This is a genomic window from Thermococcus kodakarensis KOD1 (assembly GCF_000009965.1).
GTDB lineage: Archaea > Methanobacteriota_B > Thermococci > Thermococcales > Thermococcaceae > Thermococcus > Thermococcus kodakarensis.
The window spans coordinates 511,854-536,731 of the sequence record NC_006624.1 but is presented as its reverse complement, the minus strand read 5'-3'; the positions used below and the strand labels follow the sequence as shown (position 1 = coordinate 536,731).

Annotated in this window: 37 protein-coding genes; 23 read left to right on the top strand and 14 right to left on the bottom strand. The window is 50.4% G+C overall.

Features of this window, described 5'->3' with window-relative positions; all coding sequences use genetic code 11:
* Positions 1 to 42 precede the first annotated feature (42 nt).
* Together TK_RS03115 and TK_RS03110 are read left to right on the top strand one after the other, a co-directional pair.
* Positions 43 to 1,359 carry a methyl-accepting chemotaxis protein gene (locus TK_RS03115; RefSeq protein ID WP_011249581.1) on the top strand — a complete coding sequence of 439 codons (1,317 nt, stop codon included), beginning with the start codon at positions 43 to 45 and terminating at the stop codon, positions 1,357 to 1,359.
* 11 nt (positions 1,360 to 1,370) lie between these two features.
* Positions 1,371 to 1,808, top strand: coding sequence for a chemotaxis protein CheW (locus tag TK_RS03110; protein ID WP_011249580.1), 438 nt, complete (start codon positions 1,371 to 1,373; stop codon positions 1,806 to 1,808).
* Here the strand turns inward: TK_RS03110 and TK_RS03105 are convergent, their stop codons facing one another.
* Positions 1,809 to 2,906, bottom strand: coding sequence for a hypothetical protein (locus TK_RS03105; RefSeq protein ID WP_048053673.1), 1,098 nt, complete (start codon positions 2,904 to 2,906; stop codon positions 1,809 to 1,811). It lies immediately after the preceding gene.
* A 64-nt stretch (positions 2,907 to 2,970) separates the two neighbouring features.
* Positions 2,971 to 4,110: a cation:proton antiporter gene (locus TK_RS03100; RefSeq protein ID WP_011249578.1), complete on the bottom strand. Its 1,140-nt coding sequence runs from the start codon at positions 4,108 to 4,110 to the stop codon at positions 2,971 to 2,973.
* Positions 4,111 to 4,194: 84 nt separating this feature from the next.
* Here TK_RS03100 and TK_RS03095 point away from each other — a divergent pair, with 84 nt between their 5' ends.
* The gene (locus tag TK_RS03095; protein WP_011249577.1) at positions 4,195 to 4,602 is read left to right on the top strand and encodes an ACT domain-containing protein; all 408 of its coding nucleotides are present in this window, start codon (positions 4,195 to 4,197) and stop codon (positions 4,600 to 4,602) included.
* Here TK_RS03095 and TK_RS03090 read toward each other — a convergent pair.
* From TK_RS03090 to TK_RS03040, 11 genes are read right to left on the bottom strand one after another with little or no spacing between them, the layout of a single operon-like run.
* Positions 4,579 to 6,066, bottom strand: coding sequence for a monovalent cation/H+ antiporter subunit D family protein (locus TK_RS03090; RefSeq protein WP_011249576.1), 1,488 nt, complete (start codon positions 6,064 to 6,066; stop codon positions 4,579 to 4,581). The two genes, TK_RS03095 and TK_RS03090, sit on opposite strands and share 24 nt — an antisense overlap.
* Positions 6,057 to 6,347, bottom strand: a complete 291-nt coding sequence (locus tag TK_RS03085; RefSeq protein WP_011249575.1) for a cation:proton antiporter subunit C — start codon at positions 6,345 to 6,347, stop codon at positions 6,057 to 6,059. Before TK_RS03085 ends, TK_RS03090 begins: the two co-directional genes overlap by 10 nt.
* Positions 6,340 to 6,747, bottom strand: a complete 408-nt coding sequence (locus TK_RS03080) for a Na(+)/H(+) antiporter subunit B (RefSeq protein ID WP_011249574.1) — start codon at positions 6,745 to 6,747, stop codon at positions 6,340 to 6,342. Before TK_RS03080 ends, TK_RS03085 begins: the two co-directional genes overlap by 8 nt.
* Positions 6,744 to 6,989, bottom strand: coding sequence for a hypothetical protein (locus tag TK_RS03075; RefSeq protein ID WP_011249573.1), 246 nt, complete (start codon positions 6,987 to 6,989; stop codon positions 6,744 to 6,746). The genes TK_RS03080 and TK_RS03075 overlap by 4 nt, the downstream gene beginning before the upstream one ends.
* Positions 6,986 to 7,216, bottom strand: coding sequence for a hydrogenase subunit MbhD domain-containing protein (locus tag TK_RS03070; protein WP_011249572.1), 231 nt, complete (start codon positions 7,214 to 7,216; stop codon positions 6,986 to 6,988). The genes TK_RS03075 and TK_RS03070 overlap by 4 nt, the downstream gene beginning before the upstream one ends.
* Entirely contained in the window at positions 7,197 to 7,511 is a 315-nt protein-coding gene (gene mnhG / locus TK_RS03065; protein WP_011249571.1) for a monovalent cation/H(+) antiporter subunit G, read from the bottom strand. The genes TK_RS03070 and mnhG overlap by 20 nt, the downstream gene beginning before the upstream one ends.
* Positions 7,508 to 7,780: a monovalent cation/H+ antiporter complex subunit F gene (locus TK_RS03060; protein ID WP_011249570.1), complete on the bottom strand. Its 273-nt coding sequence runs from the start codon at positions 7,778 to 7,780 to the stop codon at positions 7,508 to 7,510. Before TK_RS03060 ends, mnhG begins: the two co-directional genes overlap by 4 nt.
* Positions 7,756 to 8,361, bottom strand: coding sequence for a monovalent cation/H+ antiporter subunit E (locus TK_RS03055; RefSeq protein WP_011249569.1), 606 nt, complete (start codon positions 8,359 to 8,361; stop codon positions 7,756 to 7,758). Before TK_RS03055 ends, TK_RS03060 begins: the two co-directional genes overlap by 25 nt.
* Positions 8,362 to 8,400: 39 nt before the next feature.
* Complete coding sequence (locus tag TK_RS03050) at positions 8,401 to 9,027, bottom strand: ribosomal biogenesis protein (protein WP_011249568.1); 627 nt, start codon at positions 9,025 to 9,027, stop codon at positions 8,401 to 8,403.
* A gap of 53 nt (positions 9,028 to 9,080) precedes the next feature.
* The gene (locus TK_RS03045) at positions 9,081 to 9,230 is read right to left on the bottom strand and encodes a DNA-directed RNA polymerase subunit P (RefSeq protein ID WP_011249567.1); all 150 of its coding nucleotides are present in this window, start codon (positions 9,228 to 9,230) and stop codon (positions 9,081 to 9,083) included.
* Positions 9,231 to 9,256: 26 nt separating this feature from the next.
* Positions 9,257 to 9,517, bottom strand: a complete 261-nt coding sequence (locus TK_RS03040; protein WP_011249566.1) for a 50S ribosomal protein L37ae — start codon at positions 9,515 to 9,517, stop codon at positions 9,257 to 9,259.
* A 370-nt stretch (positions 9,518 to 9,887) separates the two neighbouring features.
* Between TK_RS03040 and TK_RS03035 the strand changes: the two genes are divergently transcribed.
* From TK_RS03035 to TK_RS02955, 19 genes are all read left to right on the top strand, one after another.
* Positions 9,888 to 10,841: an integrase gene (locus tag TK_RS03035; RefSeq protein ID WP_011249565.1), complete on the top strand. Its 954-nt coding sequence runs from the start codon at positions 9,888 to 9,890 to the stop codon at positions 10,839 to 10,841.
* Complete coding sequence (locus TK_RS12020) at positions 10,838 to 10,978, top strand: hypothetical protein (protein ID WP_011249564.1); 141 nt, start codon at positions 10,838 to 10,840, stop codon at positions 10,976 to 10,978. The genes TK_RS03035 and TK_RS12020 overlap by 4 nt, the downstream gene beginning before the upstream one ends.
* 173 nt (positions 10,979 to 11,151) lie before the next feature.
* Positions 11,152 to 11,328 carry a hypothetical protein gene (locus tag TK_RS03030; protein ID WP_048053656.1) on the top strand — a complete coding sequence of 59 codons (177 nt, stop codon included), beginning with the start codon at positions 11,152 to 11,154 and terminating at the stop codon, positions 11,326 to 11,328.
* 142 nt (positions 11,329 to 11,470) lie between these two features.
* Complete coding sequence (locus tag TK_RS12015; RefSeq protein WP_158298044.1) at positions 11,471 to 11,647, top strand: hypothetical protein; 177 nt, start codon at positions 11,471 to 11,473, stop codon at positions 11,645 to 11,647.
* Positions 11,644 to 11,997 (top strand): hypothetical protein, encoded by a 354-nt coding sequence (locus TK_RS03025; protein ID WP_011249339.1) that lies wholly within the window; start codon positions 11,644 to 11,646, stop codon positions 11,995 to 11,997. The genes TK_RS12015 and TK_RS03025 overlap by 4 nt, the downstream gene beginning before the upstream one ends.
* A complete protein-coding gene (locus tag TK_RS03020) occupies positions 11,975 to 13,888 on the top strand; it encodes a carboxypeptidase-like regulatory domain-containing protein (protein WP_232500604.1) in 1,914 nt (637 codons plus the stop codon). Before TK_RS03025 ends, TK_RS03020 begins: the two co-directional genes overlap by 23 nt.
* A 208-nt stretch (positions 13,889 to 14,096) precedes the next feature.
* Positions 14,097 to 16,031 carry a hypothetical protein gene (locus tag TK_RS03015; protein ID WP_232500603.1) on the top strand — a complete coding sequence of 645 codons (1,935 nt, stop codon included), beginning with the start codon at positions 14,097 to 14,099 and terminating at the stop codon, positions 16,029 to 16,031.
* Between the two features lie 152 nt (positions 16,032 to 16,183).
* Positions 16,184 to 16,567: a hypothetical protein gene (locus tag TK_RS03010; RefSeq protein WP_232500597.1), complete on the top strand. Its 384-nt coding sequence runs from the start codon at positions 16,184 to 16,186 to the stop codon at positions 16,565 to 16,567.
* A gap of 11 nt (positions 16,568 to 16,578) precedes the next feature.
* Complete coding sequence (locus tag TK_RS03005; protein WP_011249343.1) at positions 16,579 to 16,914, top strand: hypothetical protein; 336 nt, start codon at positions 16,579 to 16,581, stop codon at positions 16,912 to 16,914.
* A 1-nt stretch (position 16,915) separates the two neighbouring features.
* Positions 16,916 to 17,146, top strand: coding sequence for a hypothetical protein (locus tag TK_RS03000; RefSeq protein WP_011249561.1), 231 nt, complete (start codon positions 16,916 to 16,918; stop codon positions 17,144 to 17,146).
* Positions 17,147 to 17,149: 3 nt separating this feature from the next.
* Positions 17,150 to 17,953, top strand: coding sequence for a hypothetical protein (locus TK_RS02995; protein WP_011249560.1), 804 nt, complete (start codon positions 17,150 to 17,152; stop codon positions 17,951 to 17,953).
* An 11-nt stretch (positions 17,954 to 17,964) separates the two neighbouring features.
* Positions 17,965 to 18,447 (top strand): hypothetical protein, encoded by a 483-nt coding sequence (locus tag TK_RS02990; protein ID WP_011249559.1) that lies wholly within the window; start codon positions 17,965 to 17,967, stop codon positions 18,445 to 18,447.
* Positions 18,448 to 18,452: 5 nt separating this feature from the next.
* Entirely contained in the window at positions 18,453 to 18,920 is a 468-nt protein-coding gene (locus TK_RS02985) for a hypothetical protein (RefSeq protein WP_011249558.1), read from the top strand.
* Position 18,921: 1 nt separating this feature from the next.
* Positions 18,922 to 19,722 (top strand): hypothetical protein, encoded by an 801-nt coding sequence (locus tag TK_RS02980; protein WP_011249557.1) that lies wholly within the window; start codon positions 18,922 to 18,924, stop codon positions 19,720 to 19,722.
* A 158-nt stretch (positions 19,723 to 19,880) separates the two neighbouring features.
* Complete coding sequence (locus tag TK_RS02975; protein ID WP_011249556.1) at positions 19,881 to 21,182, top strand: ATP-binding protein; 1,302 nt, start codon at positions 19,881 to 19,883, stop codon at positions 21,180 to 21,182.
* A gap of 10 nt (positions 21,183 to 21,192) precedes the next feature.
* Complete coding sequence (locus TK_RS02970) at positions 21,193 to 21,882, top strand: hypothetical protein (protein WP_011249555.1); 690 nt, start codon at positions 21,193 to 21,195, stop codon at positions 21,880 to 21,882.
* 1 nt (position 21,883) lies between these two features.
* The gene (locus tag TK_RS02965) at positions 21,884 to 22,189 is read left to right on the top strand and encodes a hypothetical protein (protein WP_011249554.1); all 306 of its coding nucleotides are present in this window, start codon (positions 21,884 to 21,886) and stop codon (positions 22,187 to 22,189) included.
* Positions 22,190 to 22,266: 77 nt separating this feature from the next.
* The gene (locus tag TK_RS02960; protein WP_011249553.1) at positions 22,267 to 22,467 is read left to right on the top strand and encodes a hypothetical protein; all 201 of its coding nucleotides are present in this window, start codon (positions 22,267 to 22,269) and stop codon (positions 22,465 to 22,467) included.
* The gene (locus TK_RS02955; protein WP_011249552.1) at positions 22,464 to 23,015 is read left to right on the top strand and encodes a hypothetical protein; all 552 of its coding nucleotides are present in this window, start codon (positions 22,464 to 22,466) and stop codon (positions 23,013 to 23,015) included. Before TK_RS02960 ends, TK_RS02955 begins: the two co-directional genes overlap by 4 nt.
* A 228-nt stretch (positions 23,016 to 23,243) precedes the next feature.
* Here the strand turns inward: TK_RS02955 and TK_RS02950 are convergent, their stop codons facing one another.
* Positions 23,244 to 24,080 (bottom strand): hypothetical protein, encoded by an 837-nt coding sequence (locus TK_RS02950; RefSeq protein WP_011249551.1) that lies wholly within the window; start codon positions 24,078 to 24,080, stop codon positions 23,244 to 23,246.
* Positions 24,081 to 24,247: 167 nt separating this feature from the next.
* Between TK_RS02950 and TK_RS02945 the strand changes: the two genes are divergently transcribed.
* On the top strand, positions 24,248 to 24,802 hold the full coding sequence (locus TK_RS02945) for a hypothetical protein (RefSeq protein WP_011249550.1): 555 nt from the start codon (positions 24,248 to 24,250) through the stop codon (positions 24,800 to 24,802).
* The last annotated feature ends 76 nt before the right edge of the window (positions 24,803 to 24,878 follow it).

Below are 24,878 nucleotides of genomic sequence, written 5' to 3'. Positions count from 1 at the left end.
GAAAGAACACTGATTGGATAACATCCAAAAATGGTGGTGGGGATGAAAGCCACAACGTTGGGTCTCATCACTATTCCGCCAATACTTACGGGGGCGCTCGCATACTCAGGCCAAACGGCACTGGGTCTCATTGGGGGAATCGGGGCAGGAGCATTGGTAGCATGGTACGTTGATTCAAGAGCCAGCGCTTCTGGCAAGTATATGCGGCTGAAAGAGATTCTCAGGAGAATGAGCAGGGGAGAAGACGTCCGCATACCTCCAGAACTGGCCGACGTTAGGGATTATCTCCTCAAGCTTAAGCCCCGGGCTGGGGAAGACACGACGATTCTAATACAGGATCTAAACAGAGTCCTTCAGGGCGATCTAAGTGCTCCAGTTCCATCGACTTCCGGCCTCCTAAAGGTGTACTCGGACGTTAAGACGAAATGGAAGGAACTTATGAGCGAAATACAGAAAACCCTTCATGAGCTCCAAGACGCAATGAAAGAGATACAGGATGGCACATATTCACTAGAGGAACTAGAGAACATATACGAAACGCTAACGGACCTTATAAACCGCCTCGAAGATCAGAGTGTCAAAATGGCCGAACTCAACGACCACATACAGGCTCTCTCCGCGGCAATAGAAGAGATAAGCACGCAGAGTCAGCAGGTTGCCGAGTTCACCGTTGAGTCTGCTAACGCGGCTGAGAAAGGCAAGGAGATATCAGACGAGGCAGCCCTCAAAGTTGAGAAGATAAACAACGTCAGTAAGGAAATGGAGAAGGCCGTTGCCATACTGTCTGACTACTCGGAGAAGATAGGCCAGATAGTCGACGTCATAACGGACATAGCAGAGCAGACAAATCTGCTGGCCCTTAACGCTGCGATTGAAGCTGCCAGAGCAGGGGAGCAGGGAAGGGGATTCGCGGTCGTTGCAGACAGCGTCCGTGAGCTGGCCGAGCAGTCAAGGAACTCGGCCAAACAGATAGGAGACCTGATCAAGGAGATGCAGGAAAGCGTTGGCAAGGTCGTGAACTCGATACACGAGAATACCGAAGCAACCCAGGAAGTTGCCGAATCGATACAGGAGTTAATCGCTGCCTTCGACGACATAGCGAGGAGGGCTAACGAGATAGCATCGATGATGAACGAGATATCCAACGGAATCGATCAGCAGGCCAGCTCAGTACAGGGCCTCGTCAGCACAGTCGATTATATATCCGCCCAGAACTCTGAGGTTGTTGAGCAGTCCCAGAGAGTCGTGGAGGAATTAAGTACAGTGATGGACAATGTCAGATCCCTAAAGAGCGGTCTCGGAAGCCTCATCTCAAAAATAGGTAACCTTATAGGCACGCTGTCCAATATTAAGGTGTAAAGGTGATTGAAATGTCCGAGATCCAGGTCGTTGCCTTCAGGGTCGGGAACGAGGAATTCTGCCTCGAGATATCCAAGGTTCGGGAAATAAAGGAAATGATGCCCATAACAAGAGTCCCCAACGCTCCCGACTACGTCGAGGGCGTTATCAACCTCCGCGGCCAGATAACCACGGTCGTGAACCTCAAGAAGAAACTAGGCTACTACGACGATGAAGATCTAAGCAACAAGAAGATCATCATAGCAGAGGTCAAGGGAGAAATAGTAGGCATAATCGTGGATGCAGTTTCGGACGTTGTCACGCTCACGGAGGATCAGATCGAGCCGACGCCAAAGACTCTCGCATCGAGAATGGACACCCGGTTCATAAAGGGCATAGCGAAGATAAACAACGGCGAAAGATTGCTGATAATGGTTGACCTGGACAAGCTCCTCGGGGAGGAATGGTGATCACACACCCAAGTCTCTCAGGAGATCCTCTATTTCCCTTCTCTCGTCTTTTTCTGCTGATGCCTCTGGAAGTTTTTCCCCCAGTCTTGCCATGAGCATTTCGACCTGCTTTTCGAGCTTTCTCAACTCTTCGAACTGATAGCGGAGCTTCTCATAGAATTCCTTCTCAACTGGAGTTACTGGGACGGGCTCGTTTATCATGCTGGCTATCTCGTCTATTCCGCCCGCTAGCGCATAAACAAGCTTGTGGATCTCTATGAAGCTCCTCTCGGGATTCAGCTCTTTACCACTTTTCTCATCCTTCATGGGAAGGTCTAGGCGCTTTACTTCAATTATGATGTCCCTGAACTTGGAGTAAATGTTCTCATCAGGGACCGAAACTATAACCAGCTTGCGCAGGTTTTTGAGGAGGCCAAGCAGGTTCTCCTTGAGGGCCAGAAACTCGTCTCTGCCCTTTCCGGTCAGAACGTAGACCTTGGCTATGTCTCGCAGTGAGAGAAGCGCCCTCTTTGCCTCAAGGAGGCCCGCGCTTATCTTCTCGGGGTTCATCGTGACTGCTGTTTTCAGCATGTCCAGGAACTCCTCAACTTCCTCCTCCTTTCTCCGTTCTATCAGCTCTTCAAGCCGCTCGATCTCCTCCTCAACCTCGGCTAAAAGCTCCCTCTTGAGCTCCTCCTTAATCTCCTCCCTTGAACTCAGGAAAGATTCTGAAACTTCACTAACTTCCCTCTCAACTTCATCCAGTCGCTTCTTGAGAGAACCCAACTCGTATTCAAGCTGGACGTTGGTCTTTTCCAGACTTTTGAGCTTCTCCTTAAAGAGGGACTCCAGCTTTGATACACGCTCCGAGAGGCGGGATATCCTATCGTAATCAACTTCAGAAGGGGCCTGCGGGGTCGTTGATTTTCTCTCAAGTTCGTTTATTTTCTCAAGTAACTGTTTCTTAAGGGACTCAAAATTCTCGCCGAGAGAGTCTGCTTCCTTTTTAAGTTCGAAGAGCCTGTTCTTGACCTTTTCACTTGTATCGTGGGAATAGTAAACTGCAAAGGCCGATGCACCAATTGCGATTCCAGCGGCTATGATGCTAGTGTAGTCCATTTTAGCGCGCCCCCGGCGAAATAAGTACACTCACAAACTATTTAAGTGTTGCTCGAATCTCCGCCTACCCACTCGAAGAGAGCTTGGAAAGTATGAGGCCGATGCTCGCGGACACGAATATGCCCAAAACGCTGGCGAGCGAGGCCAGAGCATACATGTGCTCACTAAGCACGCCGTAGGAATAGCCAACCTCACCAACGAGCAGGCCGAGGACGCCGAAGCTAGAAATGCCCGCAGCCCTCGTCAGGGAAACCTTTAAGTCCTTCTCCCAGACCAAGACGGTTGTGAGGAGTATCCTCACGAGGTAGATCACTAGGAAGAAGTACACAACCTCAAGCGAAAACTCGGTCTCGAAGTTTATTCCCCTCCATGCGAAGAATATGGGGGCAAAGATGCCGTAGGTCACGCCCGATATTATTGTGTGCACTCTCTCATACTGCTTGGTGCCAAGAAGGTCGCTGTGGAGCATGAGTCCAACCAGAAAGGCTCCTATGCTGAAGTGTAGCCCGAGCTCCTCGCTGATCAGGGCCAGGGAAGTTGCCAAAATCATCACCATGCCAAAAACGGCCTCGTCGCTCTGGAGCCTCCGGAGGGCCCGGATTATTCTGAGCCTCTGTTTTATCCCGATCACGTAGTTCAGGCCGAGAACAATCGTCAGGAAGACCGCATCCTTAAGCAGTTCAAGGAAGAGCTCAAAGTAGCTGAGGTGGTGGAGCTCGAAGTTTATGAGGATGTAGAGGATTACAAGGGTACCCACCTCGCTTATAACTGCGTAGGAGAGGGCTATGTGGAGGAACTCCTGGCCGAAGAACCTAGTAAGGCGTATGACTATTGGCGCCGAAGCGACGGCTAGAATAGACGCTACGATAAAGTTGTCCGTTCCTATCCTGTAACCCGTGAATGGTAGGGTGAGAAAGAACATGACGACGAGCGTGATCACATAGATGGGGAGGCTTTTCTTCCCGCCGATGCGGACTTCTTCAGGAGTCAGCTCCAGCCCAGCGTACATCATGAGAAAGAACACGCCGAACTCGGCCATTAGGGTGAGGTCTTCTCTGGGAAGATCATGGAGGAAGACACCGAGCATCAAACCCGCCGTAATCTCGCCGAGAAAGCCGGGATAGCCTATTCTCTCAAAGACCTCGGCGAAAATCCTTGCAACTGCGATTATTATGAAGACGTAGCCTATGACGTCGAATGCCACGACGCATCCCCAAAAGCTTTAGCTTCCTCCCTTTAAATATTTTGAGATGCCAAACTTTTTTAGGAGACAAAGTGAGGGACAAATATGAGGCACTACGAGCTTGTAAAAGTCAAGGAAGATGGAAAAATTGAGATTCCCCTTGAGCTTGCCTATGAACTCGGACTCGTTAGGGGAGCATACTTCCTTGTTGAGATTGACACTGACCTTAAGGAGGCCCATCTTGAGAGGATAGCCCTTCCGGGAAAGAAGCTCGTTGAGGTCGAGCTTGTAGTGGAGGACAGGCCCGGAGTTCTGGCCAAGATCAGCGGGCTCTTTGGAAAGCACGGGATAAACATCCTCTTCAACGAGAGCGAGGAGCTGTCCGAGCTGGGCCTCGCGGCGATAGTCGCGATAGTGGACGTCAGCGGGAGCAGGATTTCACTTGAGGAGCTTAAAAGGGCCCTCATGGGTCTGAAGGAAGTCAAGGAGCTAACCCTGAGAGAGGTGGAGTAACAGGAGAAGGAAGATGGCGAAAATGACGGCGCCAACGTTTATCTCTTTCGGCGTTATCTCCGTCCTTGGGAGCTTTACTCCAAGCAGGCCGCTCTTTTTGAGCAACATGAAGAGCGCCACCCCTCCCAGGAGCAGATAGGCATCCATTGCCTTTGGGGAGCCTCCGAGTGAAATACCTGCGAAGAATGCGGTGAGCGCCATCATAAACGACGGAAGCACTGTAAAGCCGTGCTGTCCTCCCTTCCCCTTCATCAGGTAGTAATTGAGCTTTGTGAACGATGTTAGAGTTCCCAGACCAGCTGCGTAAAACAGTTCCCTGCCATAGGGTAGTCCCTTAAGAAGGGCAGCCTTCGCCGGAGAGCCGACAAAGGGCCATATTCCGCCTATCGCAAGGCTGAGCATAAGGACTGAGGTCATCAGGAGGGGGTCGCCCCTGTAGGAAAGCTTATCAAGCTCCCTCGTTCCGGCTTTGTCCACCATGGCCCCGGCGGAGAGGAAGAGGCCACCCTTGAAGAGCATGTGGGCGAAGGCGTAATAGACAGCGCCTAATGGGTTAAGCGTGGCTATCCCGAGGAGGACGTAGCCCATCTGGCTGACGGTATGGTAAGCGAGGAGCCTCTTGATGTCCTTTTGCATGAGGGCTAAGGCCACTCCAAAGAGCATGGAGGCGAAGGCCGTGCCGAGTAGAACCGTCCTGAGAACCCCGCTAAACGGAAAGTGAAGCGAGAGGAGCACCATGCCGTAAGCAGGGGCCTTGACAACTGCCCCAGAGAGGAGCGCCGAAACTGGAGAGGGAGCGTTGGCATGGGCATCGGGGAGCCAGAGGTGGAGCGGGAAGATTCCGGCCTTGAGGAGGAGCGAAGTGAACGCAACTGCGACGGCAGCCTCCACTTCGGGGGAGAGAGGAGACTTGGAAATCAGTTCAAGATTCAGGTAGCCCGTTTTGAGGTAGATAATCCCTATGGAGAACACGAAGAAGTATGAGGCAAGGAGCGAGAGCATGAGGTACTTGTAAGCCGCCTTGAGTGCGTCTTTTCTTCCAGAGAAGCCCACTAGGGCAAAAGCCGAGACCGATGCTATTTCCATGAAAATGTAGAAGTTGAAGAGATCCCTGCTTATGAAAGCTCCGAGGAGGCCGGCGTGAACTAGGAGGAGCAGTACAAGGGGCTTTACGTCTTTTTTGAAGTAGTCAATGGAGTACAAGGCAACGGCGGAGAAGAGGATTAACTCACCCAGTACTAACAGGGAGTTGTAGGTATCGAGCGCGACCTCTATTCCACCCATCCTCGGCCAGCCACCCACAACCTCGCTTCTTTCCCCTACGAGAAGGTAGACCAACCATGGAAACAGCGCACCTGCCAGGAAAAAGTACCTCGCGTACTTCTCCGTTCTTAAGGGTATTGTGAGCGCAGTGAGGAACGCGAAGAGAAGCGGAAGGGCTACCAGAACCGCTATCAAGTCCACTCCCTCCCTATGCGCAGTATCATCGCCAGGGCCAGCGCGGTTATGGCAACGTCAACTACGAGCGTCGTTAGCATCAGCGTGGCAGGAAGCGGATCGACCGAGTTAGACGGCATTATCGGAAAGTCCCCACCCTCAACGTAGCCAGCGCCTATGAAGAAAAGTACCAGGCCAAGGGAGATCACGTTGATTGAGAGCACCTGCTTTATCGGGTTATCCTTTGATATCAGGCCGTAGAGGCCGATGAGCATCACGATTATTCCAGCTGTCTCGGTGTTAATCACGGTCAACCCACCTCGACAGGATGTAGAATACGAGGACGAAGGAAGTCCCCACCTTGAGGGCCACGCCTATGTTGAAGGTCATTACGGTGCCTCCGGGGATGTAGGGCCGGAGGAAGTTAAAGAAGAAGGCTCCAAAGGCAAGGCCGGCTATTGCTGTCCCCACTATAAAGAGGGCCGCTGAAGACTCCACAAGCTGGACAGTCCTGAGGGGGAAGTGCTTTCTCGTCCTCCTGTAGCCGTAGGCGGTCATGAGCAGGATAACGCTCACGGCAAATATAACCCCCGCCTGGAAGCCTCCTCCGGGACTCTCGTAGCCGTAGATGGTGAGGTAGGCCCCATAGGTAACCAGGAACGGGGCAACGAGCTTTGTAGTCGTCCTCACAACGAGGCTCATCTTCACTTCCGCTTCCCCCCAAGGAGCAGGTAGAAGCCGGTGGTTGCCGCAAACAGGAGCGTCGCCTCACCCAGGCTGTCATAGCCCCTCCAGTCAGCGAGGATAGCCGTCACGAGGTTTGGTATTCCCACCTCGCGCCAGTTAGCTAAGTAGTAAGCGTAGCTCCCCCAGGGGACTTTGGTATAGTCAAGCCTGAGGAGCTCCAGCAGGAGGGCTGAACCGAGGAGGGCTCCGACGAGGCGCTTCACTCCCCCACCTCCTTTATCGTGTAGAGGAAGAGCCCCGTGACTATCGCCCCAACCACGACGGCAGAGAGGGCAACATCGGGGGCCTTGAGCTGGATTAAAACTATTACAAAGGCCAGGCTGAGGAGGCCGTAGCGTAGCACCGCGGCTGAAAGTTTCTCGGCTTCGACCACCGAGACAGAGAGGAGTATTATCGCCGCAAGGAGAACTTCATGGATTGTCCCAAGCATACATGTCCACCACCGCTTTCGGCTTTATTCCGCTCTTGTAAGCGGCCCTCGCTATCGCGTGGCTGACCATCGGGTTTATCATGGCTATCGTGAACGCTATCACCAGAAACTTCAGCTTTCCCGTGAGGGGAAAGTCCGATGCGAGGGCCAGGGCCAGAAGTATGTTTATCGCCCCTCCCGTATCGCACTTCGCAGTCGCGTGTAGCCTCGTGTAAACATCGGGAAAGCGGAGCAAACCGAGGGCCCCGAAGAACATTATGAACAGTCCGAAGAGGAGGAATAGGAGCTCTATCACGCCCTCACCTCCAGGTACTTCGCTATGATAAGTCCTCCTACGGCGTTCACCATGAGGAGCACTATGCTCACGTCGAGCAGGTAGGGGGCATCGTAGAGGATCGAGAGCATCGCTATTATCACCACCGCCTTTGTGGTCGCAGTGTTCAGGGCAACCGCCCTATCAGCGAGCGTCGGGCCGAAGATAACTCTGTAACTGACCAAGGTAGCTGTAAACACGAGGAAAGCCACCGCGTAGGGCAGAACTACCAGAAAATTTTCTTGAGCCATTCCTCAAGCTCCCCCTTTATCTTCATTCCGGCCTTCTCCCCGTCGAGCGTCTCAACATCAATCCAGTGGACGTAGAGGTAGGCCTCGCCGAGCTTTTTGGTGACGTCGAGCGTTAGAGTGCCGGGTGTGAGCGTTATGGAGTTCGCAAGGACGGTTAAACCAGTGTCCGAGTGAAGATCAGCCTTCACTTTCACTATTCCAGGGTTTATATCCATGAGGATGACGTTCTTGACGACCCTCAGGTTGCTCTCAAGCAGTCGAAAGGCCATGATGAAGAGGTACTGCGGAACGAGGAATAGGAATATGTAGGCCGCCTTCGAGAGGAGGTGTCCCGTCCGCCTTATATCGTCGGTAAGAAAGTCCCTAGTTATAATCGCTATCAGAAGCGTCACGAGTGCCCCGGTAATTACGTGCGATGGCGAGAACTTCCCGCTTATAATGATCCAGAATGCAAAGAGGGCCAGCCACGTGATTCCGGCCCGTTCCCACGCCGGGAGCTTCTGGGCCTCATAGCTCTCGTAGAGAACCCTCTTTCGGACTTCTTCAAGACGCTGTCGGAGATAGAAATGCATGCGGCTCATAGGATTGTTTAGGTTCTCAATGTTAAAAACGGTTTCGGGCTACTCCTTCGGCTTGATGCCGAGTGCTTCCTTGTAGTCCCATCTCCGGCCGTCTTCCATTATCCATATTTTGACGAGGATGAGCGGACCGACCGGGCGCTCCCGGGTTATGTCAAAGCGATAGAAGTTCACAGCCATTCCGCGCGGGTAGTTCTCTATGACGCCGATAACGTCTGTGTTGTTCTTGTCCGCTATCGTCTGGAGGCTCTTGTTGCCCCTCGGGACGAACTTTCCGCCGGTTAGTTCGGCGAAGACCTGGGCGAAGGCCGTGTGATCTATCCCGACCCTCTTGGCCGTCGTCACCACAAAGGGCATCTCCTCCCTTATCGGGGGTATGTTCCTGAAGCCAATCTCGCGCTGGAGCTTTATCCCGTGAAGGTAGAGGTAGCCGATGTATCCCCAGTCCTCTGGATCAACTTTGATGAAGGTCATCTTGAGCGGGTTGCCCTTCCAGACGTTGATTATTAGGAGTCTCTCGTAGCCCCTATCGTAGGCCTCCATGAGAAGATCCTGGATGGTCTTCTTACCCCTAGTCAGGTAAAGTGAGTTCGGGAAGACTTTCTCAAGATCGTGGCCGAAGCTCCTCGTCCTCCTGGTCGGCCGGTGGGACGTTGTTATCAGCATCATTGCAATCACTTGTTTGGAATGTTTGATAAAAGCTTTTCGCAGGGAAAAATAGTTCAGATGGCCTTGACCCTGCGGGCAACACGGGGCCTGGGCTTGTAAAGTATCTTGCTGCCGCAGTACGGGCAGCGGACTTCCCTCGCGGTCGCGAGGTCAAGCTCGACTTCCTTACCGCATTTTGCACAGCGATAAACGGCGGTCGCCATAGTATCACCTCAAGATGAAAAAAGGATCAGGCCTTGGAGGCCGTAACGCGCTTGGCGACCTTCCCCGCCGGGGTGGTCGGCAGGTAGGCGCCGCCGGCGAAGGTGGCACCGCACTTCTGGCACTGCCAGATTCCAGTGCTTATCCTCCTGACTGCCTTCCTTCCGCAGACCGGGCAGACGTGCTTCTGCTTCATCCTGGCCTCAACGGCCGCAACTCTTCTCCTTATCTTGAGACCGTACCTGGGGCCAAACCTTCCAGCGGATCCGACCTTAGTAGTCCTTCCCATGAGCATCACCTCAGGATTATCGCTATTCGCGGACTGGAGTGTTTTCCTGGAGACGTTTTATAAATCTTTGCATGGACATAATTGTGGATAAATCCAGGATATTCGCAATATTAACCCACCAGATGATTACTCGAAAAGTTTTTGATGTTGGTTCAAGCTTCAGGTTACAGCCGTTGTTGTTACAGAGTACGGAAAAATCGTGAAAGTTATACACGGCTGATTTTTGCTCTTTTTCTTTTGTGCAGAGAATATTGTCTCTTCTTAGCATCTCTTAAAGATAAAAGGGCACAGATAAAAGGGCACACGACAACCGTAAGTTTAAACTTGCCAGAAAAAGCCTATTGAAGAATTCTGGTGCCCCGGCCGGGATTTGAACCCGGGGCGCGGGCTCGAAAGGCAGAAGGGGACGTCCTCGCCAGATATAAGCCTAAACGAAAAGTGGTCTCAGCTCCAAGATGCCTATGCAAAATGGCTCTCCCTCAGAGTCTCCACCGAGGAAACGAAATTCCGCTATATTTCAACCCTTGAGAAGTTTTTCAATACATACGCTATCAAGACATATGAAGACCTCCAGGAGATCCTTGCCGAGACAGGCTACAAAAGACACATAACCAAGGCCCTGAGGAGCTTTGCGAAGTTCCTGAGGAATCGCGGCATAATCACTCGCGACCAGTACCTTGATCTGAAGGAGATTATTTGGGTCAAGCCAACACACCCGAGAAAAGTGAACGTTCCAGACGCGCAGATTAGGGAGGCTCTAAAGTACTACGAACAAAAAGACCCTATTCTGGCGACGATCTACAAGACCCTCGTCTTCTCTGGCCTGAGACTAAAGGCAGTAATTGAGCTCTTCAATGAGTTTGATCCTGAGAAACTGATCCTCCCAAGAGAGTACCCAAACATTGCCAAGTATCCAATTCACAAACAGAAGGGCCAGAAAAAAGCCTTCTACGCTTACTTACCGCGCGACTTTGCCCTCACTGAGCTTGAGCAACTTCCCCTTGACTATGAACATGTAAAGAACAGGCTACGCGTCAAGCTCCGCTCGGTTAGAAACACTGAGAAGAGCGTTCAGTTCTCCGCGGCCGCGGTAAGGGAGTGGTTCGCAACGTTCCTCGCGAGGAAAGGCTGCCCATTTGAGGTCATTAACTTCATCCAGGGCAGGGCCGAGCGCGGAGTTCTGGAAAAACACTACCTCAACCTTGAGATCCTGGCCGATGAGTGGTATTCCTCGGTTGTTGACGACCTGAAGCTCGTTTTAGAAGGCGGCTGGCGCTCGAAACGCGCCAAATTGGGCATCTCGTTGAGAGGTGAGGAGAAATGACCATCCTCTCCGTTATTTGGCTTGCTTTCGGCGGAGTCTTCGCGGTAGTGCTCTCCGCATTTGCCTACGAAGCCTTTATGGAGTGGCGGGAGGCCCGCAAATGGGCCGAGAAATATGGCAAAGTCATGAAGAAATGAAAGGAGGATGAGGTAGTGATTGACCTCATGCCTGCCCTCGACAAGGCCCTCTATCAAGCAAGTTGCTACACGATTTGTCTCACATTGACTTTCTTTTTCGTGCTGACACTTGTTATGGTTGCCCTCGTGTTCGTGCTGATCTATTTGAAAAAATGTAGGAGGTGAGCGGAGGAATGGCCCAATCTAAGTTTGTTCGTGGAATATATATTGATTCGGAGGTTGAGAAAAGGGCAAAAGCCCTTGCCAAGGCCAAGGGAACGAGCATCAACCAGGTATTCAGAGAGGCGGTTCTGAAACTCTATCGGCTGGAACTAGGTAACACAAGGCCGGAGGAAATTCTTGAGGGCTGACTTCTTTTTTACGCTTAATTTAAGCTTAAAATGTTCTTATTTGCTTTTAAACTCCTCCTGCGACTTTTCTCTGGCGCCTTTGGGCCTTCCTCCGCTTAAATCAGTTCTCGTCAAATTGGCAAAGCCCTCCGGAGGCGGTAGTATGGACGACCTAGATGGGATTTCTCGGGAGATTGAAACTCTCGATCGGTACGCTGAGCGTTTGAGGAGACAGATTGAGGCAGCGCAGAGGGAGCTCGCGCGAGTCACGAGGAAGAAGCAACAGCTCCTCGCAGAGGTTTCTAAGCTCAAAAAGGCGCGCAAGGTGATGGCAGTATGAAGACAAAGAGCCTCATCCAGCTAATCATCTTCTTTGTGCTCGCGGGAGCGTGGTACTACATCGCTTGGCCCATGATGACAAAGGAGGCTCTAGCGGTCGGAGCTGTTGGCGGCGTGCTCATGCATTGGGCGCTCACGAACAAGGGAAACAAGGCTTTAGTAATCATCGAGCCCTTTACATCAAGCTGGCGCGTGCTCCTCTATGACATGATGCTCTTGAGCTTCCTGGCGGCACTCTGGCAGGCGAACGGTGCAGCTCTTCTCGACGCGCTCAAGGACTCTGTTGAGAACCTCGCGCTTCTGCTGGCCTTGCTCGGCGGCATTGGTGTTGACTACGGAGTGGAGGGATGAAGAGATGAAGAAACTCGGTGTTTTGCTCGCTCTGTTGGTGCTGTTCGGAACGCTGGCAACGGGCACGGTTGGGGCTGTTTATATTCCGTCTAGTGGAGATTTCGGGGTGTATATCTTTGGGTCTTCGTCTAATGTAACAATATCGGACGGTCGGTTGGTCTTAGATGCTACGGGGTCTGAGTACGTCAGGGCTTGGCTTAATGTTACTGAGTTTCAGGCTATCGAGTTTGATTATCAGGCGTACGCAAATAACGTTTTATCTGGTGTGTCTTTTATGTCAGGGAGTTCAGGGGTTGGCTTAACTTTCATTGAGTATGATACGGGTTCAATCGAGGTTAGGAAAATCTCAGGGGCTAATTATCCTCAGTATGATGGGAGTAGCGACACTATAGGTGGTTCTATTGATGCAGGGACGAGCTTTAGGAATAAGTACGTACATTTTAGAATTGAGTTTCAGCAGAGGGGCACGGAGTGGGATTTACTGGTATATAAGGACGGTTTCTTATTGTATAATCTGACGAATGTTCAGCAGCATATTGACCCGTTGTCAATCGAGAAGGTAGTTTTTGGTGTTCCGGCTGTAGGCATTGGTAATAACTTGGGCTGGCAGGGGAAGGTCGAGTTTAATAATATACAGATTTATGAGGTTGAGTATCATATTCAGCTCTCGCTCAAGGATGCTCTGAGTAATCAACCCCTCACGGGCGTTACGGTGAAGGAGAACGGTAACGTTATCGGCACGCTGGACGATGGTGGAAGTTTAGATTTAACTAAGGGCACTCATACACTCACTTTCGAGAAAAGCGGGTACTGGAGCGTCACGAAGACGATAGACGTCCAGGGTGACATGACTGTCAGTGTCGAGATGTACCCTGACAGCGCCGCCTTCAAGTTTGAAAACTTCCCGTCTGACATCAGCATTCCCGAGAACACGATTTACACGCTCACTTTCACTCTCTCGCCGATCAGCACCGACGCGGCTTACAACACTTACCTGAGCCTGAGCGGCCTCTCCAACGTCCTCGAAGTCCAGAAAGACGGCCAGGCCGTCTCTCCCGAGTCGGGCAAGTACTATCTCGGCGACATTTCAGGCCCGACACAGATTTCCATCAAGTTCAAGGCGGGCGCGGTCGGCCAGCACGGGTTCACTCTGAGCTTTGAGAGTCATGACGCAATAATGAGCAAGACCTACACGACGACAAAGAGTGTCACCTACACCGTCGAGCCGCTCCCGTTTTCGGTTCAGATGCCCTCTGAATGGCAGGTCGGCCAGAATGAGCTTCGCATCTCGGAAAGCAGTGGCCAGAGTTACCTCATCACGGCGGTTCTGAAGGACAGCCAGGGCAACGAGGTTTGGAGTGATTCCCACGCCTTCAGCCCCTACGAGGCGTACTCCTTCAGCGTCAACGTGCCGAGTGAGGGCCAGTACACGCTCGAACTCCAGTGGAACGGCCAGGTCGCGACCTATGACGTCACCGTGAATCCTGCAATCACGCTCACCACGAAGCAGCTGACAGTCGAGAAGGGTGGCGAGGGCACGATTGTCCTCCACTTCAAGAACCCGTCGAGCGATGTGCAGTATTACACGATCAAGGTCTCGGGCGGCTTCCTGCCGAGCGAGATCAACCAGAGCATTTCGGTCGGCCCGCTCACCGAGAAGGATGTTAGCATAGCCTTCGCCGTGCCAGAAGACCTGACTTACGACGCCTACGAGCTCCAGGTGCAGGTTCTTCAGGGCAACGCGACGGTCTTCCAGGACAAGGTTGCCGTTAGCATTGGAGATTCTGGAGGGTTCACGCTCTTCGGCGGCTCAAGTGGGAACACCTGGCTCTGGCTCGGTGTTGGCGGGCTTGGGCTTCTCGCTTTAGTTGGACTTGCCAGGAGGAGGTGAGGTAATGAGGCTCTTCTTTTCACTTTTTGAGCAGAAAGGAGGCGAGGAAGAAGAGCAGGAAAGGAAAACCTGTAATAGAAAAAAGCGCCTGTCAGGGTTACTGTTACTCCTCATTTTTACCACAAGCATCTATGCACAGCCAGCCCTAGCGTTTGACTTCGGCAGCTGGTGGAATGGTGTCAAAGAGAGGGCGAGCAACACCGGCAAAATGGTCGTCTCGACAGTAGTGGGTGTTGTCGTTGGCGGAGCATGCATGGCAGGGACCATGGGTTTCGGTACAGGTGCATGCGTTGCAATGGGAATGGCAGCCGCAGGTTTGACATATTCAGCGCTAGAACTAGCGTTTGGAGGGTCTCGGGGTGGAGATAGTGACAGTGGTGCAACAATAACTTACGAGCGCCAAGCAAATGGAACTACCGTCAAAAACGATGACGATGAACTCAATAAAGTCATAGACGACGCTAACCAGCAGGCATATGAAAGGATTGCAGAGCTTACCGCGAAGCTCCGCTCTGATCTGGTGAGGTATGACACTAAGGAAGATGGAGCAACTGGCGACCTCTGGATTGAGATCTATGCTCCCTCAAAGATCTATGGCTTTTCAGCTTTCCCCGTCCAGGCTAAACTCTACACAAAAGAGAGCAACATACCATTTAACGTCATACACCTTCGCAGTGTTGAGATCTATCTTCAGAAGGAGAACAGTAGCGTCCCGCTCTGGAAGCGCGTTTGGGATTACGGAACTGGTAGCGAGGGCCTAAACGGCCAAAGTGTGGTTTATTCAACAATTCTCAAGGTTCCGGACGATTGGGTCTACCAGGTGCAGAACGCTATTCAAACCGGTCAGGTCACTAGAGACTTGATCGAACAGATATTCAGCGCGAACACTTCAACGTGGGAGATCTTCGTTAAGGTTGACGCTTACCGTGAGGTCTGGCAGAACGACCCGCAGTACACTGATCAGTCATCCTGTACTGCTCAACCTAACCATAAGTGGGACTCAAACACCTCTACGTGCTACGTCTTCGTTAGGAATGATGACATTAAGTATACTGCTTACACCACCAGCGCCTGGCGGCACGTGAGCATGGCCCACGACATCGCCGATCTTGCAGATGGTTTCTATGCATCTCTACCAGTTAAGTTCCTCAATACTGAAGCCTCAACGAAATGGGCGCTTTATCAGGAGAAGTACGCTGGAGCGCTCTCAAACTTCATTATACTGACCTTTGCGACTCCAGTTCATGTCATTGGTTCAACAGCAGACTACAAGTTCTATATTGTGCCTAATCCAGGCTATTTTGAGCCTCTTAATCCGTCCTTCAATGACGACTTCAGGTTCGTAGCAGTGAGAGAGTACAAGGATCTAAGCTGGACAGTTGCAGATTCAATATTTGGAAACCTCGGCACGATGAGTCCGGACACTCCAACTCAAAAGCTCCTGACAGCCCACTACACTGAAGACCTGAGCACGTTAACCTATAAGGTCTATGGACTGGCTTACTTCACGATCACGAGAGATGACAATATCACAATACCGCTCTGGCTTGTTGTCAATCCGAAGGTCTCTGTTATCCCGAACACAAGGACAGTGTTGGCGGATAATCAGATAGACCAGCTCGTTCAGTTTACTGACGATGGCAAGCTCGAAGCGAGTGAGATCAATCAGACTAAAGCGATCGCAGCCAGCCTCATTAACGGTCTCCAGGAGAAGATCACTGCCGCCGAGGATCTCAAGAAGAAGGCAGACGCCGAGGGCAATGAAAAGGCTTCCCTCTACGCTGAGAAAGCGATACAGGCATACCAGGATGCCATTGAGGCTCTCAACAAAATTACACAGACCGATGCTGTCCAAGAGTACCTCAACTGGCTAAACGTTGCCAAAAAGCTTGAGCAGGCCGGAGACTTCTACATGAGCGCGGCTGAGAAGGCGCTCTACGGCGAGTACGAACAGGCCGAACTTGACGCACAGAAGGGTGATGAGCTGAGTCAGCTTGCCGATGAGTACAAGCCACACATTGACATCCTAACAACTGCAAAGAGCATGCTGAGTAAGAAGATTCTCGGAATTCCACTTTGGGCGCTTCTCGCAATAGTGTTCGTGTTAGTTGGCGCTTTCGTGGTTTGGAGAAAACTGCTTTGAGGTGGTGATTGAAGATGGGGGAGGAACAACAACCAAAAAAACTGAAGGCCGGGCAATGGGCCTTAAAGACGGCCCTAGCCTCGGGCTTTCTTGGTTTACTTTTGTGGTATGCAGGACAACACAGCATAACAGTACAGCAGACAACAGAAGCAATGGCATCGGTGCCGCTGGCATTCGTAGTGCTCGTTGAACTCTTCGATAAGCTCGCAGATAAGAACGACTACTACAACAAGCTCTACGCGGGAATCTACGGCTCAATAGGCAAAAAGAAGAGCAGAGTAGGTGCAATCCTCATCAGTTTGCTCTTCGCAGCGCTCGGAATGCTAGGGGTCATGTGGGCAATCACAGGAACCATGACGCTCAACATCGGCGATGTCGGGCCAGCAAATCTTTTCGTCTCCGGATTGATCGGCCTATACATCTTCGCTCCAGAGACTGGCAACAATGAGCTGATACTTTGGTTCTGGACCGCCGCAACGATCGCCACAAAAGGTGCATTCATTTCAATACTTCCACACATCCCCGGGCTGATCTGAGGTGACTGACAATGCTCGGCAGGGTTGCAGCAGCTCTCATCGCTTACCTCCTTTGCATTTTCCACTTCCAGAACAGCATGGTTACAGCAGGCAACCTCCTCGGCCTCAGTGGCTTTTGGGCGCTCTTCATTCCCTCGGCCCTCATAGGGCTCGCAGTGTACAGAATCAGCGACCTAGACAGTTGGGGACTTTGGGACGCGGCGGCATTCCTTATCCTCGGCGGAATCTTCATGCTGGCGATTACCGGCGATCCAACAGCAACGGCCCTGGAATTCATTAAGGGAGTCACGGGCTTCGGCTTAGCTGGCGTTCTGGCAGGATTAGCAGCAAAGAACAGGAGGGATTGACATGGACGCGAACAGCATCATTGATCAGCTCCACAACCTTGCAGGAAGCCACCCATACCTCGCGCTCGGCCTAATCCTCATCCTCATCGGCGTCCTGGCAAAAGGCAAGGTGAGCTTGGTGTTCTACGCTCTCGGGGCCCTGGCACTCTTAAAGTCATTCGGCTTAGTTGACACTTTCTTTTCTTTCCTGAAACAGATTCCAGAACTTGTTAAGTCGTTTGGAGGTGTTTGAGAAATGAGAAAGAAAGAGAGACAGATCATAACCGTTGGCCTGATACTACTCTTCGCCGCCATCGGCTGGTGGGCCTATCACGGCGGCGGAGGCGGCTTTGTTGACATAACCAATGCCCTGAGCGACAACAGTACTGAGAACACCACTTATGAACTCGCCGTCAGCAACCTTTTGGCTATAGTTGACCAGAGCACTGGCCACGTTCTCGTGAGCTTCCAACTGGCCAACGAGGAGCACTTCAACATATCCAGCGTTCAGGTTCTTTACGCGCTCAACGTCGCGGATCCGAACAACGCGACCTATACTGCCCTGAACGCCACAGCCGAGAACGGCACATACAAGGCTGAGATTCCAAGCAAATTCGGTGACGTGGTTTACTACAAGGTCAAGGTCGTTTATGACACTGACAAGACCCTTGAAAGCGACGTTCAGAGCATTACTGTTACCGACACGACCGCTCCGACCCTCTCAAGTGTTAGCCTCGATTATAACAGCACGGCTGGAACCTTCAGCATTGACTTCAACGCGACTGACAATGACCAGATAGCCAAGTACTACGTTTATTGGGCTGATCTAGGCACCAGCAACACCGTGAGCAACACTACGACCTTCACCGAGGTTAACGCTACGGCCCTGCCAATCACTATCACCAACGTCACTGCGAATGACTACTATGCATTCTACTTTGTAGTTGAGGACATCAGCGGCAACAAGGCCATGCTCTACAACGAGACCGCCCCATATGTGATTCAGGCCAACGCGACCGCTACCTGGCCGGTTGTTGTGACCGAGCAGAGCTCTAGTTGAGGTGGGCTGAAATGTACGCCCACCGCTCCACCCCATCTTTTTCAAAAGTCATTCTAAGGCTCTTCGCGGTGGTTAGCTTAATTTTTTTGGCTTATTTCAGCTATTCGACGTTTGCCGAGCACGACCCACTAAAAGAAAGACTGTATGAGCTTGGTTATCCGACTGAGGGATTCATCTTCAGCAACAACACAATACGGTGGGCTGACGGACACCTCACGATAGTCCAGGGGGCCTATGTTGAGGACTATCCGGTCACAGCCGAGCAGGCGTACGAGATCGCTCGGCAGTATCTAGCCAGCTACAACAAGAAACTGGAGAAGTACAACTACAAGCTCTATCCAGACAAAAAGAGCCTCACTGAGAAGGAAAAGGACGGCCAGAAGTATTGGGTTTTCGAGCTGAAGCTCGATACTGGTGGTTCTAAGCTCTTTGCTGGCTTCATTTGGGTGAACCGGAAGACGGGAGCGGTCTCGGTGAAAGGCCTTTTGGGGTGAGAAGAATGAAGTTCATAGGTATGAAGTCATATATTCATATATTATATATGATAATAGTCCTCGCGGCGGTTGTGAGTACCGCAGGGTGCATTGGTTGGGGTGATGGTGGAATCATAATCGGCTTTGGCAACGAGACCTACACGATACCACTTAACACCTCTAACAGCACAAACTCCACAATCCCAACTTCGGAACTCACCATACACAGGTACGAGGAGCTGGTTTACGTTGGCGGAAACCTGACGATCCAGGAGCTGAACCTGACAATTAGGCCCGACTACGACCCCAACAAGGGCAAGTTCTTCTTCATATTCCCGGATACGATCTATTGGGAGCCGATGAACGTCACTATCAACAACATAACAATAATTGGGACTGGCTACTTCACGGGCACGACGTACTACATCGCCAACATCACGATTCTGAGTCCTGAAAAGTTGACGGTCATCGTAAACAACCCGGAGGGACAGTGATATGAAGCGGCTGGTTTTCGCCTTTATCTTGTTCCTGCTGACTGCCAGCCTCGCGTCAGGAGGGACTCTCTACGACTGGAGCGGGAGCCTTAGTGTCGGCGAGCGCGTTTACATCAACGACCTGAGCCTACTCGTTGATAAGAACATCAAGACAAATGAAACCGTCCTCGTCATTGAGCAGGATAGCCAGATTCAAACGATTCTCGGCGACGGCGAGAACTACACCACTAAGGGCCTGGAAATACTCTTCGCGGCGCTCGGCGATGAGGGCTACGTTCACGTTGAAAGCGAGAAGCCGTTCGCAGTGAGTTTCAGTGCTCCAGACGAGGCCGCGGAGCTGAGGAACGAGAACACAGAGTTGAGAGAAAAGCTGGCGAACCTGACGACCAAATACAACAAGCTCGCGAAAGAAAACGAACAGCTCAAGCAGCAGGTTTCAGAGCTTCAGAGCAAGCTCAAGAACCAGCCCAACACAGCCGAGCTGAACGCAAAGATTCTGAACCTGACGAGGGAAAATCGCGAGCTCAAGGCACAGTTAGCGAACCTGACGAACCAGTACAACGCAGTCAAGGCAAAAGCGGACTTTCTTGAACAGCAGAACGATGAGTACAGGAAGATGATACAGACCCTTCTCGAAGATGCTTCGCAGAAGAGCGAGCAGAGCTACATCGAGAAGGCAAAGAAAGAGAAGCTGGTCGGCTCTGTCATCATCAAGGCAATAGCGTTCAGCGTTATCGTTGTGGGCTTGATTGGGTATGGCCTGTACAGGAAGAAAAGGTCGTGGGAACTTGGCGGCCTCTAAAAAAGCATTGTGGGAGAGTTGCATAGTTTTATTTTCAAAGCACAAGAGGAGAAACCCCCATCTTGAAAAAGACGGGTAGAGGAAGCCCAAAAGTGTGAAATCGTGATATGTCACGCAGACCCCTGCAATCATAGAAAGCAGACAGAGGTGTGGGTTAGATGGGAGTATCAATCTATATTGGGAAGAACACAGACAAAGAAAAACGCTACGTGGAGCTAAAGGAAAACGAAGCCAACCACATAACTTTCCTCGGGCCAAGCGGTAGCGGGAAGACCACAGTTATGAGAGCCATAGCTGAAGAGATCTTCCAAAACATCCCTGGAGCACTAGTAGTCGTCATCGAGCAGAAATACGATAAGAACAAGGCAAAAGACCTAATGGATTTCTTGACCATTATAACGAAGAAGAAAGGCCCCGACTTCGTGAAAGAGAACTTTCAACCGTTACTCCAGTATTACAACATTCTTAAAAACGATGGAGTGCTCCACGGAAAGCCAGGGGACTTCGCCTTTGGCTGGCCCAACTACCCCTTCACCTTATATCCCCCATTTCCAGGTGATAAACACTCGATCCTCAGTTGGCATGGCCTAAAACCAAAGGCGTTCCCCGTAAAGAGGATAGTCTTCCGTCCGGTGAGAAACCTAGAAGCAATAGAAAAAGACAACAACTGCATCGCTAGAGAAGGGAAAATCCGCTACAAAGACGTGGACTTTGATTTCATAGCTAGACTTGCACAGATCAACAGGAATACTATTTATGGCCGCGTCATCCGACAGGCTTGGGATCTAGAGAAAAAACGAGATCCTGATGAGCTTGAAAGGTTCGGCTACGAGTGGGAGAAAAAATACCGCCCAAACTCAACCGTGCCAAGCTCAACGCTCCTCAGCATCCTCGAAGTCTGCGCTTTGCTGAGGAGTGATACGATCTTCTCAAAAAACAAAGACTTTACTTCGGAGCTCTCTACGGATGTCATCAATGTAATTGACTTCTCAGCAAACTCCGAGCTAACACCAGCAGAAGAGGCATGGATCTTCAAGCATTTAGTCATGTACATCGTCACCAAGTTCGTCCGCTTCAGGAACACCCCCGTCTTCTTCGTCATTGATGAAGTTCAGAACCTTCTCGAACATCCTGATGGCAGAAAAGCCCTCGATAAGCTGAATAGAGAGGGCCGCTCCAATTGGGTAAACATCATAAGCGGGACCCAATACATGTACGGCCTGCCAGCGTTTCTGATCTACGGGGCGGCACACATCGGCATCATCGGAAGAATAGCCAGCGCTGATGATGAGCTTCTTCTTAGGAAAGTCATCAGGGACTTCCACCGCATCAAGAACCCCAAAGTGAAGAGCTTTCGCGAGTATAAGGACGTGAAGCCCTGGTTAAAGGGCCGAGGTTGGTTCTCCTTTGATAAAATGTACACCGAGCGGATCTACTTCCGCCCGCCACAAAGCTTGTGAGGTGAGAAGAATGTTCGGATTTGGGAAAAAGAAGGAGAAATCCTCGCAGACAAAAGTTTACCCCGATAGAGTTGATACCATCCCAATAGTTCCAGATGCACGCATCCAAGAGCACGCTAGAAAGCTCCGAGAACTCAACTATAAGTTCGCCCAAGTCTATGAGCCAAAGCAGAACGTCATTATTTGGTTCAATGGGAAAGAGAGCCGAGTAATCGGCTATCCCATTGGCCTTCGCGAGGACCTCAATGACTATGTAATCCTCTACCAAGTCAGACCTCCGAGCTGGCTCGACAGTCTAGTCCATAGCCTCTTGAGGATCGTGGGTAAAAGCCCGCCAACGGCCATAATTCGCGTCCCCAAGAAAATCGCTTATTTCGGCGACGAGACGATAACAATTCTAGCCAGTGCCTTCATCATGAACGAATACTACGAATACGAAGCAATCCCACTTGCCCTGGATGAAACTGACGCCAAACTCTATCTAGCCCTCAAGAAGGAAAATGACATGCTTTGGGACCTTATTACGATCCTCCGCTACCGCGTGCCAGAAGTCGTCGAAGACGCCATGAAGATGAATCCGAGAATAAAGACCTACATGAGCACTAAACAACAGAACCCTGATGAGGGAACAAAAGAAGAGAAATTCGGCGGCATAGAAGTGGCCTTCGAAGACAACCCATTCAAGCGCTGGAGGGTCTAACTTGGCTGAGGCCTACACAGTAGTAAACGACGAACTTGACAGCCTACTCTCCGAGGAGGAACAAAAACCGGAAGAAAATAGAAAAGACAAGGGTAGCAACAGCAGGCCCGGAAGGTTGCCTAAAAAGGAGCTGAACAAAAAGTTAATCACTGCAATAGTCCGGCGCCTCCGCATTCTTTACCTCGATGCTCCCAAGAAAGAGGACAGGATCCTGATCAATGAGATCCTCGACGACCTTGAACAATTGATGATACTGAATAGTATTGCATGTGAACTAATAGGAGTGGACTGCAGGGAGAAAGAATAACACCTCAGCCGCCTTTTTCTTTTCTACGGTAGAAAAGTTTATAAGGCAAAGCCTTCTACCGTATAATGGTGAGGAGAATGCTTAAGGTTCAGGTTCGAAAGCAGATCAAAAAGCAAAAGAAAAGAGGAAAAGTCTATAACGTTGAGCAAAGGCTTATCTACATCCCGTCCAAGGCTGAACTTCCAGAGGAAGTTTACATCCTCACTCCAGAAGAACTCAGGGAACTGGCCAAGCTTATTCCCGAGGGAAAAAGACCACGCTGGCTGGTGGTTGAATGAAGCGCTTTAAGAACTTAATCGTGATAATTGACAGGAGCACTGAGCATGAGACTAGAAAAGGGTTTACTGTTTTAGCATTAGTCGGAGTTTGGGACTCTGAAGTAGGACATCTCAAAAGGATCATATTCAGAGAACTCAATCTCAAGCACGCAAAGAAATATGGAAGCGCGAAGAAGGCCAAAATGGACATGCTAAAAGCCGCTCTCAAAGGAGAGCGCACCAACCTTACCAGCCATTTACACTTCATAAGGGTTTATAGAATCTCGGTCACTGGCAAAATTCGCGATAGAGATCTTCCACAGCGTTTCTATGACGACTTTGAAGAGCTTTATCCCGACTGCAAATTCATACTTGGAGATAAGGACATTATCTCAATCCTGAAACGAAAGTATCCCGACCTTAAGACGATCGAAGAAAAAGAAAGCAAGACAACGGCAAAACAGTACAAACACCTAATGCTCTTAGTGGATAACATTGCGTACTTTGCAAGAATCGCATACCTGGAGAATGACCTTGAGTTTTTAGAACTCTTGAGAAAAGGACCGTGAAGGCGTCCCTTTTCATCTTCATCGGGCACGGTCGCTCATCGCCCGCACCCTCTCGGGACGCCAACCCTCTCACGGTGCATCCCCGGCTTCATGAGCGTCTGCCGGGGCCACCACTCAAAGGGCCCGCCAACTCCGTCCCCAACGGGACTTCATGCCAGTGCGGCTCATCGCCCGATCATTCTCACGGGCTCATTATGGGTTATATATTATGTAATATATAAATGTTTCTCACGGCAGCATGCCAACCTCCTGGTCATCCACATAAAATACCCACCCAAGCGCGTTCCACTTAATTCTGATTGGCTTAATTTCCACTATTCTACTTTCATCCCTTCCTGCCTTGAACTTAACTGCATGATCTATGCGCTCGTCCAGCTTGTAATTGTTCACCTTCAGCTCAAGCTTACCGCCCATGACTAACTTGGCCTCGATAACATCATCATCAACCGTCAAAGTCGCCACCTTCCTCACCCCTGCGCCAACTAAGATCAGTCCTGGTATCATGAGAAAGAAGATTGCGAAAAAGTATAGGCCATCCTTATCGGTGGTGTCCTCCTTGAGGACATACGCGGTTTGGACTACGTGGACTGTCTTTGAAGTAATCACACTAAAACTATTGTCATAATAAACTACATACTCTCCAGAGCCATACTTTGTGATATTCAACTTCAAGTGAATCGGGGAAGTAAGCTTCCCGTAATCTATCCGACCTTTAGGAGTGTCCACATAAACCTTGAGGTCATTATTACCTCCAGCTACTGAAATATTAATTTCAAAGAGCTCATTCTTCGCAGGCTCCTTAAAGGTCCAACTATTGTGCCAGACTTCTCCAGGCCCAATTGTCCAAGATTTAGACCAGTGGTCAACAGGATCCCAATAATACTTAGGGCTCATTGCGGCCGCATACCCCATCACAAAGAACGCTATAATAATAAGGGCAACACCCACCCATGCTGTCTTAAAGAATCGCAATTTCTTAGAGAAACGAACACCCTCCGGATAAATCGTAGGAACTCTCTTTGGCTTAGCAAGATCCCTAACCGAAGGAATATTACCCTCGCTCATCCTCCGGGCCCTCCTCCGCTGTTTAACCAGTTTAAGCGATAGAGTTCTTACGAGAAGCTATATTAAACTTTCGCCACGATTATTGGGCTAGGCAATGATATAGTACTGATTAAACCACAGATAAATTATTAAGGAGTTCGTATATAGTACCAAGCGAAGGGAGAAGTATGAGCGAGGTAACTTTCACAAAAAGAGATACTTATAAAGTAACCTGGAAAGACTCTATGGAATGGTTACAGATAATATTTGTATTTGCTATGGTTAACTGGTTTTTTGCACTCTTCAGCTCACTTCCAACTATAATAATCCTCTACTATTACGGTCTCCAGAGCTACATAGGAACAGCCCTTGCAGGCTTTGCACTGGCTTATACTGCCTTCACGCTCAGAAACTGGCACATAATCTCGAAATTTGTGACTAACAAAATAGAGGCTGGTGAAGTAGATAACAAGATTAACGTGATTTCCCTCCTTTTAATGGGTATAACTATTACCATATACTCCTTAATTGGAATAGCCCTCCATTCGGAATGGATTCCATTCTTTATTCCATTATGGGACTATTACATTCTCGAAAAAGGCTCGTGGTACCTCACAATAACAGGGTGGGTGAACAAGACTGCAACAGCCCTAACTAGAACCAAGAAAGATAATATTTATAAGACAGTACCTGTGGGAATACTCAGCTTTGCGCTACTCTTGAGAACGCTTAAGAGATTCTAATATCGTTTCCATATACTTGAGTTTAAACTGATACATCTGATACCATACACTTGGGAATCTACAGAGGAACAACAGC